We start from the raw sequence: 17,585 nt of genomic DNA, 5'->3' as shown, positions 1-17,585 counted from the left end.
TTTAATAATATTTAACCCGGTACTATTCATGGTTGTCGCTTCATGTCCTTATTGTGGAAACAGGCGTAGATTACCGGCAGAACCAGCAGCGTCAGAATAGTAGCAAAACCCAGACCAAACATGATAACAACCGCCATGCTCTGGAAGAAAACGTCCAGTAATAGCGGCGCCAGGCCGAGCACGGTGGTAAACGCCGTCAGCAGGATCGGGCGCAGACGCGACGTGGCGGCATAGATAATGGCCTCCTGTTGTCCTTTCTCCTGCTTCTGCTGTTCAATCTCTTCTACCAGCACGATGCCGTTACGGATCAGCATGCCGCTCAGGCTCAGCAAGCCGATTAACGCCATAAAGCCAAAGGGGATGCCGGTAAGCAAGAAGCCTGGCGTTACGCCAATCAGCGCCAGCGGTACGGTCAGCCAGATAGCCACCGCGTTTTTCAGCGAACTGAACATCAGCACGGTAATCACAAACATCACCAGGTAGCCCAGCGGCAGGGTAGTGAACAGACCCTGCTGCGCCTCGCTGGAGTTCTCCGCATCGCCGCCCCACTCGATGCTGTAGCCGTGCGGCAATGCGATCGCATCAATCTGCGGCTTCACGCGGGACAGGATATCCCCCGACGTCTGGTTGCTCAGCGGATCGGGATCGGTCTGCACCGTCAGCACGCGGCTGCGGTCGCGGCGCAGGATTAGCGGATCTTCCCATTCGAGGTGAAAGCCGCTTACCACGTTACTGAGCGGAATATACTGCTGGCGGCTCTGGCTCCAGACCAGCACGTTATTCAGGTGATTCGCGTCCTGGCGCTCAGCGGCCGGGGGGCGGACGACCACCGGCAGCAGGTCGGCTCCCTCGCGGTACAAGCCCGCGCGGCTGCCGGAGAAGTTCATCTCAAGCGCGTTATCAATATCCTGTTTATCTACCCCCAGCTCGCGGCCAAGCGCGGTGGAGTACTGCGGGCGGATAACTTTGCTGCGGTTTTGCCAGTCGTTCCGCACGCCATCGGTAGCCGGATCTGCGGAGAGAATATCGCCAACCTGGCTGGCGAGCAGGCGCAGGCGGTCGGGGTCCGGACCTTTAATCCGCACCTCAATGGCGCTGTCGCCGGAAGGGCCGAACATCACGCGTTTCGTGCTGGCGTTGACCTGCGGGTAGTTGCGCGCAATATAGCGATCAACATGCTGCGTCAGCGCGTTAATATTGCGCTGGTCGTCCATACGCACCATGATCTGCGCATAGTTGCTGTACTGCCGCTGACCGCTGTAGGTGAGGATAAACCGCATGCTGCCCTGACCGACGGTGGCCACGGTGGTGACCACCCCGGGCTGGCCGTTAATGGTGGTCTCAATATCGCTGGTCATCTTTTCGGTGGTCGCGATATCGGTACCGTACGGGAGCCAGAGATCGACAAAGAAAATCGGCGTATTTGACGAGGGGAAAAAGTTTTGCCGCACCGATCCGAACCCCCAGATAGCGGCGGCCAATAGCGCCGCCATGATGGTCAGGGTGAGGGTTTTGCGCAGCAGAAGGGCTTGCAGAGCCTGCTGATACAGGCGGTAAAAGCGCCCGCCGTACGGGTTGGCGTTGGCCTGCGCTACCGGCTGCGATTGATTTTTAAATAGCCACCATTTAATCAGCACCGGGGTAATGGTCAGCGCCGAGAACCAGCTCAGCATGAGCGAAATCAGCAGCACCTGGAACAGCGATTTACAGTATTCTCCGGTCGAGTCCTGCGACAGGCCAATCGGCGCAAAGGCGAGAATGGCAATTACCGTGGCCCCCAGCAGCGGCAGCGCCGAACGGCGGATCACATAATTTATCGCCGTAAGCAGCGTAGACCCCTGCTGGCGGGCGATCAGCACCCCTTCGACGATGACGATGGCGTTATCGACCAGCATACTGAGGGCGATAATCAGCGCCCCCAGCGAAATGCGCTGCAGCTCGATGCCCCACAAATACATGATCAGCAGCGTGCCGAGCACGTTGAGCGCCAGCGACAGGGCGATAATAATGCCGCTGCGCACGCCCATAAAGATCAGCAGGACCCCAACGACAATCGCCAGCGCCATCAGGAAGTTAGTGATAAAACCGTTGACCGAGTGGGCGACTTCCGCCGCCTGATCGTAGAACAGGTCAATGCTGATCCCGGCCGGTTTTTCCGCCGACATCTGCTCCAGCTTGCTCTCCAGCGCGCGGCCAACATCAATCACGTTAACCCCGGGAATAAACGATACCCCCATGGTGACTGCCTGGCGGCCGTTGGCATGGTAGATGCTGGCGGGCGTTTCGCTCAGCCCGCGCGATAGCGTGGCGATATCGCGCAGCCGCGTCGCCGTTCCCGAACCGTGCGGGCTGATTAACAGGTCGCCGAGCTCATCGAGGTTGGCGAATTCCCCCGTCGGGTGCAGGCGGATCGACTCGCTGCCGGATTTAATCTCGCCGGCGTTAGATACCACATTCAACCGGCTGAGGATAGCCGCCAACTGGGTGAGCGTGATGCCGCGGGCGGCCATTTTCGCCAGCGAGATATCGATGTTGATTTGCTGAGGGATCGCCCCGCCGATGGCGACTTTGCCGACGCCGGGAACCAGCACCAGTTCGCGGCGCAGCTGCTCGGCGTAGCGAACCAGTTCAGGATTGGTAAAGCTATCGCCGGAGATAGCAAAGAAGAAGCCAAAGACATCGCCAAAATCATCATTTACAAACGGGGAGGCGACGCCGGGAGGAAATTGACGGGCGGCGTCGCCCACCCGACGGCGCAGTTCATCCCAGATTTGCGGCAGCTCGCTGGAGTGGTAGTGCGAGGCGATATTGACGGTGATTTGCGACAGGCCGTTGGAGGAGATCGAACTGACGTTGTCAAGATACGGCAGCTGCTGCAGCGCGTTTTCGAGCGGCAGGGTGACTTCTTCTTCAACCTGCTGTGCCGACGCGCCGGGATAATGGGTGATCACCACGGCGGTTTTGATGGTAAACGCCGGGTCTTCCAGACGGCCAATATTCAGCAGGGCGAAGATCCCCCCGATGCCCAGCAGCAAAATAGTCAGCCAGACGCGGATCGGGTTGTTAATAAACTGGCGGGAGATATCCATTACAAACCTCGTTCACGCGTCCAGATACGAACCGGCTGTTGCGCATGCAATTCGCTGACGCCTGCCGCCACTACACGCTCGCCGACGCTGAGCCCTTCGGTGATCACCACGCCCTGAGAGGTGACCTGACCAACGCCGACTTGTCTCTCTTCCAGCTTAAGCTGGTCGCCGCTGCCCTGAACGACCCAGACGTGGGGGTCATTGCGCGGGCGATTATCCGGGTTAAACACCGCTTCGACCGGCACCACCACCGCATTTTTACCGGCGCTGGCGGGCAGGTTCGCCAGGTTGATTGTCACCGTTCCGCTCACGCCTCCCACCGCTGGAAAGTCGGCCGGTCGCGGCATGGTCAGGATGATTTGCCAGGTGAGCGTGCTGCTGTCGCTGCTGCCGGTGTGCTCTTTATATTCGGCGGTAAACTGGCGGTCCGGCATGGCGTTAATTTTGACGACCGGACGATACTGCGCGTTGCGAATATCGAGCGCGGTAAAGAGATTTTCCGGAACGCTAAACACCACGTCGAGCAGATCGGTTCGCGTCAGGGTCACAATCGGCTGCCCGGCGGCAACCACCTGATGGTTACGTACCGGGACGTAAGCGGCAACGCCGCTGAACGGGGCGGTCAACGTCATTTGCGACAGCTCTTCGCGGGCGATTTTCAGCGCGGCGTTGGCCGCGTCGCGGTTGGCCCGCTGGATATCCATTTCCGCCTTTGAAATCGCCTGGCGACCGGCCAGCGTCTGGAAACGATCGAACTGCCGCTGGGCGAGGGTGGCGGCAGTCTGCCGTTCATTCACGCGCTGCTGCGCTTCCCGTGCGCTGAGGCGGGCAAGGGGCTGCCCCTGAGTAATAGCGGCCCCCTGACGTACATCAAGCGATTCAATTTGCCCGCCGCGTTTAAAAGATAAATCGGTGGAATCCCCGGACTCAATGCGGGCGGGGAATACGCGCTGCTGTGAATCACCGATGGCAACCACCTCGGCGACTTTGACCATCCGCGGCAGCGGGGTAATTTGAGGTGCTTTCCGATCGCAAGCCGTTGTTATTAAAATAACAAGCGGAATGAGAGAAAAATAACGATTCACTGTATTCCCCTCGGAGTTAAAGGCTATGTTTTACATATTGTTCACAATCGCTGATTTTATTCAGCGAGTGCCGAGACAACGAAATAGGTAATTAACCCGGTAGCCGTACAGGCGATTATTGCCAGGGCAATAAACAGGCTCAGGCGAAACAGACTGTAACCGAACATCGTTCCTCCTTTAGCTTAAATAGCTGGCTAAGTAAATTCTTATCTTAATAATTGTTGTGGGGCGCCAGAAAGCGAGCAAGCCACTGATAATGAGGATAGTCGTAGTAAAACGGAAATGTTAAAAAGAGCAAAAATTATGGCGATGTCGACGATTTTACCGGGTTTGTAGTCGAATTGTCTGGCTGTGCCTGGCTCTGTGATATTTTTCAATATATTAATTGGCTGCTTAATAATGTTAACCGTGGTGTGCTACGTTTAATTATAGCCACGCGTCTAACAGATTTTGTTCTTGAGATTGCTTCCTCAGCACCATTGCCTGGGCTGTTTTCACCACCTTTTTTTATAGGTAATAAAAGGATTGTCTCTATGTATAAAAATATCCTCGTGCCGGTTGATGTGTTTGAAATCGGTCTTGCCGACAAGGCCTTATCCCATGCCCGATTCCTTGCGCAAAGCTCTGCCGGAAAGATTCATCTCCTGCACGTCATTCCCGCTTTTTCCCCGGTGCTGACGCGCGGTTTTATTTCCGATGCACGGAAAATGGAAGACTATCTGGTTAATACATCTAAAGAAAAGCTGGACGAGCTCAGTAAAAAACTCTCGCTGGCGGAAAACGAAATCCAGATTCACATACGCAGCGGCAACATTCGCGATGAAGTAACCAAACTGGCCGATGAGCTGAAGGCGGATGTGGTGATCGTCGGTTCGCGCAATCCCAATATTCAGACCCATCTGCTGGGGTCGGAGGCGGCAGGTATTGTTCGTTATGCCCATGTTCCGGTTTTTGTGGTGCGTTGAGGGTGGCCTGAGGCTGTCCTGATTTCCGTTACAGGAGTGAGGAGATAACTATGAGTACAGAAAAACCGGGCGGCCCGTTTTATCAGCTCTCCGTAGAAGAAACGCTGACCAGCACCAACAGCACCCCGGAAGGCATCAGCGGCGCCGAGGCATCGGCGCGCTTGCAGCAATATGGTGAAAATGCGCTGCCACAAAAAGCCGGAAAGCCGGCGTGGCTGCGCTTTCTGGCGCATTTTAATGATGTGTTGATTTACGTCCTGCTGGCGGCGGCGCTGCTGACGGCGGTCATGGGCCACTGGGTAGATACCCTGGTAATTCTGGGCGTGGCGGTGATTAACGCGCTGATCGGCCATATCCAGGAGAGCAACGCGGAAAAATCGCTCCAGAGCATTCGCAATATGCTCTCCAGCGAGGCAGTGGTGATTCGTCAGGGTAATCATGAAACGATTCCGACCACCGCTCTGGTTCCCGGCGATATTGTGGTGATCCGCGCAGGCGATCGTATTCCCGCCGACCTGCGGGTGATCGAAGCGCATAATCTGCGGGTGGAAGAGGCGATTCTGACCGGTGAATCGACGGTGGTGGAGAAAAGCACCGAGGCGCTCAGCGGTGAACTGCCGCTTGGCGATCGGACGAACCTGCTGTTTTCCGGCACTACGGTGAGTTCGGGCGGCGGAAAAGGCCTGGTGGTGGCGACCGGCGGCGATACCGAGCTGGGCCACATTAACCAGATGATGTCGGATATCGAAAAGCACCGTACGCCGCTGCTGGTGCAGATGGATAAGCTCGGTAAAGCCATCTTTATCATCATTCTGGTGATGATGGCCGCGCTATTTGTCTTCAGCCTGCTGTTCCGCGATATGCCGGTTTCTGAACTGATGCTGTCGTTGATTAGCCTCGCGGTGGCGTCGGTGCCGGAAGGGCTACCGGCGATTATCTCGATTATCCTCTCGCTCGGCGTACAAACCATGGCCCGGCAGAAGGCGATTATCCGCAAGCTGCCGACCGTGGAAACCCTCGGCGCGATGACGGTGATCTGCTCGGATAAAACCGGGACGCTGACCATGAACGAGATGACGGTCAAGGCCGTTATCACCGCCGATAAGGTTTATCGGGTAGAAGGCGACAGCTACGAGCCGGTAGGGAATATTCATCCGATCGATGAACCCGCCCCGATAACCGTTGCGCCGGGCACGCTGCTGGAACGCTATCTGCGCACCATCGACCTGTGTAATGACAGCCAGCTTATCAAAGATGAAAGCGGGCTGTGGAAAATTACCGGCGGCCCGACCGAAGGGGCGCTGAAGGTGCTGGCGGCGAAAGTCCCGCTCCCGGCGGTCAACACCGAGCTGCGCAGTAAAATACCTTTCGATTCACAGTACAAATATATGTCGACGCTGTACCGCATCGGCGATGAAGAGATGATTTTGATTACCGGCGCGCCCGATGTCCTGTTTCGCCTGTGCCAGCATCAGCAAACCGATCATGGCCTGGAGCCGCTCGACCAGCCTTACTGGGAAGCGAAAATCGAAGAGTACGCGCGGGAAGGGCTGCGGATGGTGGCGGCGGCGTGGAAACCGGCAGCCGACGGGCAAACGGAGCTTGGCCATCAGGATTTGCAGCAGGGCGTCATTCTGCTGGGGATCGCCGGGATGATGGATCCGCCGCGACCGGAGGCGATTACGGCGATCGGCGACTGCCTGCAGGCCGGGATCCGCGTGAAGATGATCACCGGCGACCACCCGCAAACCGCCATGAGTATCGGCAAGATGCTGGGGATCGGCAATGCGGAAAACGCCATTACCGGGCGCGAGCTGGAGGTGATGGACGATATTCAACTTAGCGAAGCGGCGCAGAAATTTGATATTTTCGCGCGTACCAGCCCGGAAGATAAATTCCGCCTGGTCCAGGCGCTGCAAAGCAGGAAAGAGGTGGTCGGGATGACCGGCGATGGCGTGAACGACGCCCCGGCGCTGAAGCAGGCCGATGTCGGGATCGCCATGGGGATTAAGGGTACCGAAGTGACCAAGGAGGCCGCTGATATGGTGCTCACCGATGATAACTTCGCCACCATTGCCAGCGCCGTCAGAGAAGGGCGCCGGGTCTACGATAACCTGAAGAAAACCATCCTGTTTATCATGCCGACTAACCTGGCGCAGGGGCTGTTAATTATTATCGCGCTGCTGGCGGGGAATTTAATACCGCTGACGCCGGTGCTGATCCTGTGGATGAACATGGCGACCTCCGCCACGCTGTCGTTTGGCCTGGCGTTTGAAGCCGGTGAGAAGAACATCATGCGCCGTCCGCCGCGCGATCCTAAGCTGCACGTAATGGACGGCTTTGCTATCTGGCGGGTGATTTTTGTCGGTTCGATGATTGCCGTTAGCGCCTTTGTGCTTGAGGCCTGGCTGCAGCCGCGCGGCTATTCGCCTGAGTTTATTCGCACGGTGCTGTTGCAGACGCTGGTCACCGCCCAGTGGTTCTATATGCTTAACTGCCGGGTTGCGGATGGCTTCTCATTGAGTAAAGGGCTGCTGGCGAACCGCGGGATCTGGATTGTCAGCGGGGTGCTGCTGGTGCTGCAGCTGCTGATTATCTACGCGCCGTTTATGCAGATGCTGTTTGGTACCGAAGCGCTGCCGTTCCGCTACTGGGTGATCACCTTTATTATCGGTTTTGTCATGTTCCTTATTGTAGAGGTTGAGAAACCGCTGACCCGGAGATGGCGCACGGCCTGAACCTCACCCGGAGGCGCTGCTGCGCACCTCTCCTGGCTACCCGTACGATGATGATTGGATAGCCGGACAGGTGCAACGCGCCGCCCAGGGAATCTCCCCTTCGCTTGCAATTGAGATTGATATTGGCAATCATTATCATTAATGATGGCGTGCTGGAAAAATCAATCGATGTTAATCCGTAAGTTTTATTCTGCTTATCCGCCTAAAGGGCGGATTTTTATCGCCGCGCTGGTCTGCGCGTTCTACGGCATTAACGCTGACGCCAAACCGGATATGAGACCGTTAGGGCCGAATATCGCCGACCGCGGCTCCGCGTATTATCACTTCAACGTTGCTTATTTCGATTCGCTTGACGGCGAACGGCATTATAAGGTCTGGACCGCGATACCGAACGCGGCACCGCCAGCAGAGGGGTATCCCATTCTCTACGCTCTGGACGGCAACGCGGTGATGGACCGGGTGTCCGACTCGCTGCTTGCGCAGCTTACGCAAAAAACGCCGCCCGTTATTGTGGCCGTGGGCTATCAAACGACATTGCCCTTTGATCAGAACGCCAGAGCCTATGACTACCGGCCGACCGTCAAAGAGAATTCTGCCGATAGCGGGCGGGACTCGCGCAAAAGCGGCGGTAGCGAGGCATTTCGCCAGCTATTACAGAATACTATCGTGGAAAACGTTGAGCGCGGGATGAAGATTGACCCGCGGCGACGGGCGATCTGGGGGCACTCCTACGGCGGATTATTTATTATTGATTCCTGGCTGGCGTCATCCCGCTTCCGGATCTATTTTTCTGCCAGTCCTTCCCTGGGACGAGGCAATGCCTCGCTGTTAGATAAGATGGCTGAGGCAAAAGCCGATGCGTTTAGCCAGAAGTCCCTGTACCTGATGGAAGGGGCGGTTGCGACGCAGCGGGTCTCTTCCGCAGGGGCAGAAGAGACCCGGGGCAACGTCCTGCAGACGGTTTCTCTGCTTAAGAAAAAGGGCGTGGCGGTCAACTGGTGGCCTTATCCCGGGCTGTCTCATGGGGAGATGTTTAACGCCTCGTTGCAAAGCGCGCTGCTTAAGGTAGCAGACGGTACGCTTCGTCGGCGACCGGCTCCAGCCATTCGTTAGACGCCCCTTCTGCAGGGACGGCAACGGCAAGATGCGCAAACCAGCTATCGGCGGCCGCACCGTGCCAGTGTTTGACCCCCGCAGGAATATTCACCACATCCCCGGCGGTAAGCTCACGCGCCGGTTGATTCCACTCCTGATACCAGCCGCGTCCGCCGGTTACCAGCAGGATTTGTCCGCCTTTATGGTGGATATGCCAGTGGTTTCGACAGCCGGGCTCAAACACCACATTGCCGATATTGACGCCTTCCGTGGAGAGCATATTCAGGTAGCTGGTGCCCTGAAAATACTGCGCATAAGCCTCGTTTTTCTTCCCCTTGGGGAAGATACCGTTACCGTCAAATTGTTGGTTCATGGTGTCTCCACATTTCAGTTTCGGGCTTCAAGCTAGCCATTACGGCTCACGGAACAAAGTGTAGAGAAGGTTCGATTAAATGATAAGATGCTCAAATATGAATACACTGGTGCACATAATTCACCAATGATGAGCAAAGAAAAACTTAACGATTTGCAGGCCTTTGCCACGGTGGCCCAGGAGCGAAGCTTCACCCGGGCCGCAGCCATCCTGGGCGTATCCCGTTCAGCGCTGAGCCATACGCTGCTCGGGCTGGAAGAGCGCCTCGGGGTGAGGTTATTAATCCGCACCACGCGCAGCGTTTCGCCAACCGATGCCGGGACCCGCCTGCTTGCGGTGCTTGCGCCGCGGCTGAATGAAATTGAGACTGAACTGGCTTCACTGCGCGCTTCACGAGATAAACCCGCCGGAACGGTGCGTATTACCGCGAACGATCACGCCATCGTCACCGTGCTCTGGCCTCGCCTGCAGCCCTTGTTAAATCAACATCCGGATATCAATATCGAATTCAGCGTCGGATATGAACTCACCGATATTGCCGCCCAACGCTTTGATGCCGGCGTGCGTATGGGCGATCAGGTGGATAAGGATATGATTGCGGTGCGCATAACGCCCGATGTGCAGATGGCGGTGGTCGCCGCCCCCGGCTATCTCTCCGGCAGGGCGACGGTAAAACGACCTGAGGATCTGATGGCGCATAACTGCATTAATTTGCGTTTGCCCACCCACGGCGCGCTGTACGCCTGGGAGTTCGAAAAGGGGGACCAGAAAACCAGCGTTCGTGTCGAAGGACAAACCGTGTTCAACAATACCTTTCTGATGATGCAGGCCGCGCTGGACGGGGCAGGGATTGCCTATGTTCCCCGCGACTTAGCGGCGCAACATATTGCCACGCAAGCACTGGTGCCGCTGCTCGCCGAGTGGTGTCCTAATTTTCCGGGATATTACCTGTATTACCCGGGCCGACAGCATCTTCCGGCGGCGTTTACGCTGGTGGTTGACGCGCTGCGTTGGCACCGCAGGGAGTGATGTCGGCAGCGCTATGGTTGCGGGCTTCTTAAACTGACCGGGGTCGACGTTGCCAGTAACCGGCAAATAAATACGCTAAATCAGCATTCCCTCTGTCAAGACCATCAGAATGATCGCCAATCGACGCTGATGAGAGAATCTGGGGGCTGGGATGTCGTTACTTATAGTTGGAATTGGGGACATGCTGCTGCATCAATTCAACGATCCAATCAATAAAAACGCGCAGTTTGGCGTTGACATGGCGGTTCGGCGGAAACGCCAGGTGCAGAGGCATTGGACTGATACGCCATTGTGTAAATAACGGAATCAAAGAGCCAGCAGCCTGATGCGCTGCCGCCATATAGACCGGCAGCGCAATCACGCCTAACCCGGCTAAGCCAGCTTCGAGGTAAGCATTGCCATCATCCACGGCAAGTACATAACTGCCCGTGATTTCAATATGTTCACTCTCACTGCGCAATACCAGAGGATCAATCTTGCTGGTGCGTGAGGATAAGAATCCCACTATGTGATGGTCGGTGTTTTCCAGCTCTCGCGGGTGCGCAGGGGCGCCAAGGCGTTTCACGTAACTGGGGGCGACGTAGACGCCGATTTGCAAATCGCCGACATGGCGTGCGATCAGGGACTGGTCGTTGATTTCGCCACCGCGCAGGACGCAATCCACGTTGTCGCCGATCAGATCCACCACCCGGTCACTCACGCCCATGTCGAACTGGATATCAGGGTAACGTGCGTGGAAAACCGGTAGCGCCGGCACCAGGATGAGGCGGGCCAGTGGACTGGGCACATCCACCCGTAGCCGTCCCCTGGGCGTCATCGCCGCACTGGACAGGCTGTTCTCAGCATCCTCCATGTCCGCCAACAGGCGAATGACGCGCTCGTAGTAGACCGCGCCATCGGGAGTCACACCGAGCCTGCGGGTGGTGCGATGGAGCAATTTGACGCGCAGGCGCGCTTCTAGCTGCTGAATGAGTTGCGTCACCGTGGTTTTGCTCATATGAAGCGTTTGGGCAGCCTTTGTGAAGCTACCTGCCTCCACCACGCGAGCAAAGGCGCGCATCGCATCGAAACGATCCATTCCTGGTCCTCATTTTCACCGATTGTTTGGATATTACAAACAATGATGAACAAAGTCGCTTGTTTATCCGCCCGATCCTGCACCTGTAAAGTGTCTTTATATTCACCGGGCTGATTTTGCCCCATTACAAAGGTACAAACATGACAGCACGTGAAGCCGTTTTCCCCTCCGGTCGACAGGCTCTCTATGAGCGCAATCGCTATTCACCGGCCATCAAATCTAACGGTTTCTTGTTCGTTTCGGGGCAGGTTGGTAGCCGGGAGGATGGTTCGCCTGAGCCCGATCTGAAAGCGCAGGTCAGGCTGGCATTCAATAATCTTAATGCTGTCCTCGCGGCTGCGGGCTGCACGTTCGGTGACGTGGTTGACGTTACCCTCTTTGTCGTCGATCCCGAGTCAAACCTCGACGCTATCTGGAGTATCCTGCCAGAATATTGGGGGGAAGCGCCTTACCCTACGTTGACCGGGATCGGCGTGACGTGGCTGTATGGATTCAAGTTTGAGATTAAGGTGATTGCCAGGCTGCCCTAAGCGTTACGGAGCCGTGTGGCAGCGGGCGATGGTGGTGACTGCCGAGTGGTCAGAGAGATGGAGGAATACTTGTGAAAGCAGCGGGTTATGACGTGCAAGGCGCTCCCGGCGTCCTGAAATATGTCGATATTCCCGATCCGGTCGCGGAACCTGACGACGTTCTGATTTCTGTCGAGGCTATCTCAATTGAAGGGGGATCTGATCAACCGCCGTTCAACGCCGCCTCCTTGTCCTTCATGGGTCGTCGGCTACGCGGCCGCGGGCAGTCTGACTGTCGATCTGTGGTCGCCAATGCAGTCTAACCAGACACTCATGGGGGTATTCATAGGACCCCTTTTTGAAAGGCACGGAGTTCGGACACGTGTGGACGACATGTTGCAGGCTGTAGCTGCAGGGCGCATCAGGGTTGTCATTTACCGCATCTTCCCCCAGGCTAACGCTGCCGCGGCCCATAAATTCGCTGAGACAGCGAAATCGCTTGGCCGCATCGTTATGAAACCATGAGGCGGGTTTGACCAGTATGAGCGAGTGGCGGTAAGACTGTCTTAGAAGAGTTTTGTAATGGTACTCACTTTCTGTTTTTGAGGCGTTAAGGGACATTTGGGGTACTCCGTCATTGAACCCACTTGATCCCAAAATTCTTCCGCTGTGGAGGAGGAAATGAAAATAAAAAAAGCCTGCTTCAAAAGCAGGCTTTTCAAATTTGGCTCCTCTGACTGGACTCGAACCAGTGACATACGGATTAACAGTCCGCCGTTCTACCGACTGAACTACAGAGGAATCGTGTGAACGAGGCGAATACTACTGGTCTCGTATTTTTGTGTCAACACCAAATTTAACTTGCTGATTCAAATGGCTAAATTTAGCGCAGGTCGTTGTTTTAGTGTACTACCGGGTTATCGCTATCATCTGGCGGGCTATTCTCACGTAATCTCTTCAGCGGATCCTGACGATAAAAAAGGCAGAAACGCTGCCAAAGCGCGGGAAAGCGGGGAGCAAATAGCTCTGGCGCGCTGAAGAAGTATTCAGAGAGCACGGCGAAACATTCGGCAGGGTCGGTGGCCGCATACGCATCGATACTCGCGGCGCTTTCACCGACCAGGTCTATCTCATCCTGAATATTGTTCATAGCGGCATGGAGATCGTGTTCCCAGCCCGCTACCTCACGCAGGGGGATGAAGGGTACGCCGCTTGCGCGATCGCCATTGCGGGTATCCAGCTTATGCGCCACTTCATGGACTATCAGATTGAAACCGGACGCATCGAAGGAGTCCTGAATATCCAGCCAGTTGAGAACAATCGGCCCCTGCTGCCAGCTTTGACCTGATTGTACGATTCGCTGGTTATGCACCAGGCCGATATCATCTTCCCATTCGTCATCGACGACGAACGGGGCAGGGTAGATAAGCACTTCGTGAAAACCATCTAACCATTCGATACCCAGCTCGAGAACCGGCAGGCAAAACAGTAGCGCGATACGAGCGCTGTGCAGGGGAGTAAGCTCGAGCCCCTGTAAGGCAACCAGACGCTTTTGTTGCAAAAAGCGGGAAGCCATCTGCACTAGCTGCTGCTGCTCATGTTCGGAGAGGTTGGCTAATACGGGAATGGCAAGCGCCTTTTCCCAGGGGATTTCCGCGTTGCCGGACTCTTCATCTGCTTTCCAGGGCCATTTAAATATCATATTGCTCGCAAAGTCGTCACTTGAACTGAATTAAAGAGACAGGAACTATTAAAATGCCAAAGAACCTGGCATTATAGCAACCTCAACAGCGGAGAGATGCCGGAGCGGCTGAACGGACCGGTCTCGAAAACCGGAGTAGGGGCAACTCTACCGGGGGTTCAAATCCCCCTCTCTCCGCCACTTTTCAACAAAATCAATCAGTCACAAAGCGCTTTTGATTTTGCCCTGCATGAATCCCTGCATTAAAATTTCTTTCTATCGCTCTGTTTTCTCGCCTCTAACGCTGTCTTTTTTACCATGTTGCCTCTTGTTGGGCATCCACTTTTATCCTCTTTAGCTCACAAGCTCACACTCTTAACAATAACTTAGCCCGTTGCGCATCCCTGATAACAAAGCAGTTAACTGCCCTTGCTACACACGGATTCTGTAAGAGTATCTTAAAGAGAATGGATGATGGATGAAAAGGAGCGAACTCAGGAAAGCAGTAAAAGCATGGTTTGTTGTCGAGTGAGCGCTATGAGGCGATAGAGAAACTTATGACCCTGGCCGGAGCGGCCTTGATAAAAACTATCCCGCGCGGATCTGGCGCGGGATCATGTGCCTGTATGCGGGAATGATGAAAAGTTTCAATAGTGAGTGGTTGAACTCCTCATGGCATCGCCCGTTTTTATAATGATGCAATCAGTGGTGCATTGCTCCTTTGCCGTCAGAATAACATTCTCTGGAAGCCTGAAATGCATTGACTTGCTAATTAAGATTTGCTCCGCCATCCCCTTGATAGCCCAGGGGGCCGCAAGGGAAATATTGCCAAACTCGTCATAACGTTGTGTTTTAGTAAAGGCATTATAGGCGGGATCTTGAATGTCAAAAAGAACATCCCCTGTAAATGTTTTTCCCACCTTGTAGGAAAGCGCGCTTGCTAATGCGTTTAACTCCGATTTTTGTGGGATAATGAAACCATTAAAGATATTGTATGATGCGGCGATCATCGCGAATACCGTCAATATGGGTAGCGCTTTTTTTGCTATATTGAGTTTGCTTGTCAAGGCATCTACCCCAATAATTATAAGAGCGCATATGAAAAATTCCAGTGCTATCAGCGACCTATATGCAGCCCAGTTTTCCTTGACTAGTAAGTTTGGAGAGTAGGCACCAATCCCCATGATAATGAACATGAGAACTTTCATAGGCCCTGATTTACCTTTTATTATTGAAAGTAAACCTATTGCGCAAATTATTAATGAGAGAGTTGTGAATAAGGGGCCTGGGGTTATATTAAAGTTGTTGATGGCGTTAATCAATGGTTCTTTTATAAACCATTGTAATTTCTCAAGTGGATTATTAGTTAACTCGGCACGTGCAATTGAACTGCCATATAACCATACGGGTACAAATTTTGAAAACAGCAGACTGCCAAGCATGCCGATAAATAAAACGGCGCCACTGATTAAAACAATATTCATGGAAAATGGCTTGTCTTTTTTCAGGCAGTTATCAAGCATGACGAAAAATAAAAATGCCATCGCCGTTGGTTGATATATAGCAAATGCAAACCATAGAATAATGATGGATGCTGCAAATCTTATAATTGTCGTGTTCTTGTTTACGGGTTTTAATGTAGCGTAACTTGTTCCGGCAAGGAGTATAGAGAGTACAAACGGGAAACATGTCGCCCATGCACTATATACCTGTATTGCCGGCGTCAGGCCTATTAATAAAGGGAGGGTAATTGTTGTGATGTTACGCTCGAATATGTTTCTTTTTTCTATAAATAAAAAGAGGAAAAAGCAAAGCGCAAATACCGTTATTATGGTAAAAAATCTAAGATAGGCAAGGTCATTGATATTATGAACTAGCGTAAAGCCAAGTCGCCTGGCAACGGCATACAAGGGTCTGCCGGATTGCATATCCCATTGAAACGGAGAACCTTTCCCTGAAAAAACATCGGATAGTGTCGACCAATCGTCTGAAAATGCGTAACTAAATATAATAGTTGGGCTATAAACTAAGAAAATTGCTGCAAGGTAAAGCATGGCAATAACTTTTTTAGTGCAAGGAGACATCCGTTCGTCCTCAGTGTTCATTGCTCGCCTCTCATTTCGTGCTTTGCTACCTCTTCGATAAAATATTTTGGCCGATTTTTGGATTCCATATATATTTTCCCAACGTATTCGCCAATTATCCCCAAAGAAAGCATCTGGACACCGCCAAGGAAGAAAATCGCAATCATTACAGATGTCCAACCCGCAACGGTATTTCCCAAAATCTTCTCAATGAAGGCATAGATTGCAGCTAGTGAAGATAGAAGGCATGTGATAACCCCAGCGGCGGCGATCATACGTAACGGGGTAATTGTCAGAGATGTTATTCCTTCTAACGCCAGTGCTACCATCTTTTTCAAGGGGTATTTTGATTCGCCTGCAACCCTTTCATCTCTGCTATAATAAACACTGCTAGACTTATAACCCAACAGCGGAATTAGCCCTCTTAAATATAAATTTTGTTCTTTAAAATCCTTTAATGCTGTCAGTGCGGTACGGCTAAGAAGCCTAAAGTCCGCATGGTTAGGAACCTGATTGACACCGAGCCCTGACATCAGAGAATAGAATTTATTGGCTGTTGCCCTTTTGAATACTGAGTCACTACTCCTGTTGTCGCGTACGCCATAAACAATCTCAAACCCTTCATTATATTTGTCTATCATTTTCTCAATGCAACCTATATCATCCTGTAAGTCTGCATCGATACTTACGGTAACGTCCGTATCCGCGTTTGCCAACCCCGCCAGCAGGGCTATCTGATGGCCCCGGTTCCTTGATAATTTCAGGCCGCGGATGAATGACTTTTCCTGTGATGTGGATTTGATTTGTTCCCAGGTGTTGTCTTTACTGCCATCATCGACAAAGAGGATATAACTATTTCGAGCGATTTTTTCTTTTGCCAGGAGGTTTTTTAATATAGTGGTGAGCCCCTCCAGACAGTATGGGAAGGCGTCTTTTTCATTATAACAAGGAACAACGATTGCTAACGAAGGTATTTGACTCCTCGCGTTGTTTATATTAATTTCTTTCATTTCATTGACCAGTATTTGTTTAGAATAAAACCAGCTGTAGTGTAAATAATCATACCTACAACTTGTGCTGTATAGATAGCATTAGGTATGACGATGAAAAAAACTTTTATTGCTATTAAATTTAAAATATAACAAAAAGCGCATGTGGATACGAATTTGATAAACCTCAGAGGGCTCAATGTCTTTGAGAAAGTGAACTTCGCATTCATAACAAAACTGAAAATAATGCCAACGACATATCCTGTTGCGTTTGAAGGGTAGACTCCCATGCCGGCCTGCATCAGGCCAAATATAGCAACTGCCGTAATTGCTGTATTTGCCAGGCCAACGATAATGTACCTGACCGCTTCTCTGGATGTGTTTTTTTTCAAGGTATGATTAATCATTTATTGATTTACATCAATTTTTAAAGGGGCAGTTAAGAGACTGAATGCGCAATTGATATAAGCAATGAGCTCCTGGAATATAAGTATTTGACGCCAACTCGTGGTCTGTGTCAACCAGGGTTTTTATTACAGTAGACATATTCCTCTGTGGGTATTGTTTTACGCTTCTCCACCCGAGTTTGTTTGGACATGATTATGCCGAATGGCGAGGATATAAAAGCCGGAGAGCTATCGGAGGCGTGAGTTCTGGTGCGGCGATTACCAGGCAGCCCTGCGGTGTTTGTTAATTTGCTACTCTTCCTGCTTAGTCACCTCCTTGTAACTGAAATTTTCAGGACTGAATTTAGCATCAAATGATTTTCCGGCATGGGCATTCTTAAGGCTAAAGACTTGCAGGATCAATCACCACCTCCCCAGGAGGTGGTTTAGGGGTGACAACGAAAAAAGCCCGCATTAAGCGGGC

General features: G+C 52.9%; 15 protein-coding genes and 2 tRNA genes. 8 read left to right on the top strand and 9 right to left on the bottom strand.

Annotated features, from left to right (window positions below; all coding sequences use genetic code 11):
* Positions 1-26 precede the first annotated feature (26 nt).
* On the bottom strand, positions 27-3,089 hold the full coding sequence (locus BWI76_RS18515) for an efflux RND transporter permease subunit (protein ID WP_064371578.1): 3,063 nt from the start codon (positions 3,087-3,089) through the stop codon (positions 27-29).
* Positions 3,089-4,174: an efflux RND transporter periplasmic adaptor subunit gene (locus tag BWI76_RS18510; RefSeq protein WP_049089257.1), complete on the bottom strand. Its 1,086-nt coding sequence runs from the start codon at positions 4,172-4,174 to the stop codon at positions 3,089-3,091. The genes BWI76_RS18515 and BWI76_RS18510 overlap by 1 nt, the downstream gene beginning before the upstream one ends.
* A gap of 533 nt (positions 4,175-4,707) precedes the next feature.
* Between BWI76_RS18510 and BWI76_RS18505 the strand changes: the two genes are divergently transcribed.
* The 3 genes from BWI76_RS18505 (at position 4,708) to BWI76_RS18495 (ending at position 8,990) form a co-directional block, all read left to right on the top strand.
* On the top strand, positions 4,708-5,139 hold the full coding sequence (locus BWI76_RS18505; RefSeq protein WP_004136558.1) for a universal stress protein: 432 nt from the start codon (positions 4,708-4,710) through the stop codon (positions 5,137-5,139).
* A gap of 50 nt (positions 5,140-5,189) precedes the next feature.
* Positions 5,190-7,877, top strand: a complete 2,688-nt coding sequence (locus tag BWI76_RS18500) for a cation-transporting P-type ATPase (protein ID WP_004136560.1) — start codon at positions 5,190-5,192, stop codon at positions 7,875-7,877.
* A 168-nt stretch (positions 7,878-8,045) separates the two neighbouring features.
* The gene (locus BWI76_RS18495) at positions 8,046-8,990 is read left to right on the top strand and encodes an alpha/beta hydrolase (RefSeq protein ID WP_004136565.1); all 945 of its coding nucleotides are present in this window, start codon (positions 8,046-8,048) and stop codon (positions 8,988-8,990) included.
* Here the strand turns inward: BWI76_RS18495 and BWI76_RS18490 are convergent.
* Positions 8,938-9,345: a cupin domain-containing protein gene (locus BWI76_RS18490; RefSeq protein WP_004136567.1), complete on the bottom strand. Its 408-nt coding sequence runs from the start codon at positions 9,343-9,345 to the stop codon at positions 8,938-8,940. The genes BWI76_RS18495 and BWI76_RS18490 overlap by 53 nt on opposite strands.
* 126 nt (positions 9,346-9,471) lie before the next feature.
* On the opposite strand from BWI76_RS18490, the gene BWI76_RS18485 reads away from it, so the two are divergent.
* Positions 9,472-10,374, top strand: a complete 903-nt coding sequence (locus tag BWI76_RS18485) for a LysR family transcriptional regulator (RefSeq protein ID WP_024359967.1) — start codon at positions 9,472-9,474, stop codon at positions 10,372-10,374.
* Positions 10,375-10,531: 157 nt separating this feature from the next.
* Here the strand turns inward: BWI76_RS18485 and BWI76_RS18480 are convergent, their stop codons facing one another.
* Positions 10,532-11,452 carry a LysR family transcriptional regulator gene (locus BWI76_RS18480; protein WP_004136569.1) on the bottom strand — a complete coding sequence of 307 codons (921 nt, stop codon included), beginning with the start codon at positions 11,450-11,452 and terminating at the stop codon, positions 10,532-10,534.
* A gap of 140 nt (positions 11,453-11,592) precedes the next feature.
* Here BWI76_RS18480 and BWI76_RS18475 point away from each other — a divergent pair, with 140 nt between their 5' ends.
* The 3 genes from BWI76_RS18475 to BWI76_RS28575 all read left to right on the top strand — a co-directional run bounded on the left by BWI76_RS18475 (position 11,593) and on the right by BWI76_RS28575 (position 12,486).
* Entirely contained in the window at positions 11,593-11,982 is a 390-nt protein-coding gene (locus tag BWI76_RS18475) for a RidA family protein (RefSeq protein WP_004136570.1), read from the top strand.
* Between the two features lie 71 nt (positions 11,983-12,053).
* Positions 12,054-12,284, top strand: a complete 231-nt coding sequence (locus BWI76_RS28580) for a zinc-binding alcohol dehydrogenase family protein (RefSeq protein ID WP_024359964.1) — start codon at positions 12,054-12,056, stop codon at positions 12,282-12,284.
* Positions 12,274-12,486, top strand: coding sequence for a zinc-binding dehydrogenase (locus BWI76_RS28575; RefSeq protein WP_064371577.1), 213 nt, complete (start codon positions 12,274-12,276; stop codon positions 12,484-12,486). The genes BWI76_RS28580 and BWI76_RS28575 overlap by 11 nt, the downstream gene beginning before the upstream one ends.
* 200 nt (positions 12,487-12,686) lie before the next feature.
* On the opposite strand, the gene BWI76_RS18465 is transcribed toward BWI76_RS28575, so the two are convergent.
* Both BWI76_RS18465 and mtfA read right to left on the bottom strand, forming a co-directional pair.
* Positions 12,687-12,762: transfer RNA gene (locus BWI76_RS18465), tRNA-Asn, on the bottom strand.
* A gap of 100 nt (positions 12,763-12,862) precedes the next feature.
* The gene (mtfA, locus tag BWI76_RS18460) at positions 12,863-13,663 is read right to left on the bottom strand and encodes a DgsA anti-repressor MtfA (RefSeq protein ID WP_155553273.1); all 801 of its coding nucleotides are present in this window, start codon (positions 13,661-13,663) and stop codon (positions 12,863-12,865) included.
* A 90-nt stretch (positions 13,664-13,753) separates the two neighbouring features.
* On the opposite strand from mtfA, the gene BWI76_RS18455 reads away from it, so the two are divergent.
* A tRNA-Ser gene (locus BWI76_RS18455) sits at positions 13,754-13,843 on the top strand.
* Between the two features lie 446 nt (positions 13,844-14,289).
* On the opposite strand, the gene BWI76_RS18450 is transcribed toward BWI76_RS18455, so the two are convergent.
* The 3 genes from BWI76_RS18450 to BWI76_RS18440 are packed head-to-tail and all read right to left on the bottom strand — an operon-like array spanning position 14,290 to position 17,122.
* Positions 14,290-15,747 (bottom strand): glucosyltransferase domain-containing protein, encoded by a 1,458-nt coding sequence (locus tag BWI76_RS18450; RefSeq protein ID WP_004136574.1) that lies wholly within the window; start codon positions 15,745-15,747, stop codon positions 14,290-14,292.
* Positions 15,744-16,736 (bottom strand): glycosyltransferase family 2 protein, encoded by a 993-nt coding sequence (locus BWI76_RS18445; protein WP_004136576.1) that lies wholly within the window; start codon positions 16,734-16,736, stop codon positions 15,744-15,746. Before BWI76_RS18445 ends, BWI76_RS18450 begins: the two co-directional genes overlap by 4 nt.
* Positions 16,733-17,122: a GtrA family protein gene (locus BWI76_RS18440; RefSeq protein WP_004136578.1), complete on the bottom strand. Its 390-nt coding sequence runs from the start codon at positions 17,120-17,122 to the stop codon at positions 16,733-16,735. The genes BWI76_RS18445 and BWI76_RS18440 overlap by 4 nt, the downstream gene beginning before the upstream one ends.
* Between the last annotated feature and the right edge of the window lie 463 nt (positions 17,123-17,585).

Source organism: Klebsiella sp. M5al, assembly GCF_002090195.1.
GTDB lineage: Bacteria > Pseudomonadota > Gammaproteobacteria > Enterobacterales > Enterobacteriaceae > Klebsiella > Klebsiella grimontii.
The sequence above is the reverse complement of the archived record's forward strand: the minus strand, read 5'-3'. Positions and strand labels throughout refer to the sequence as shown.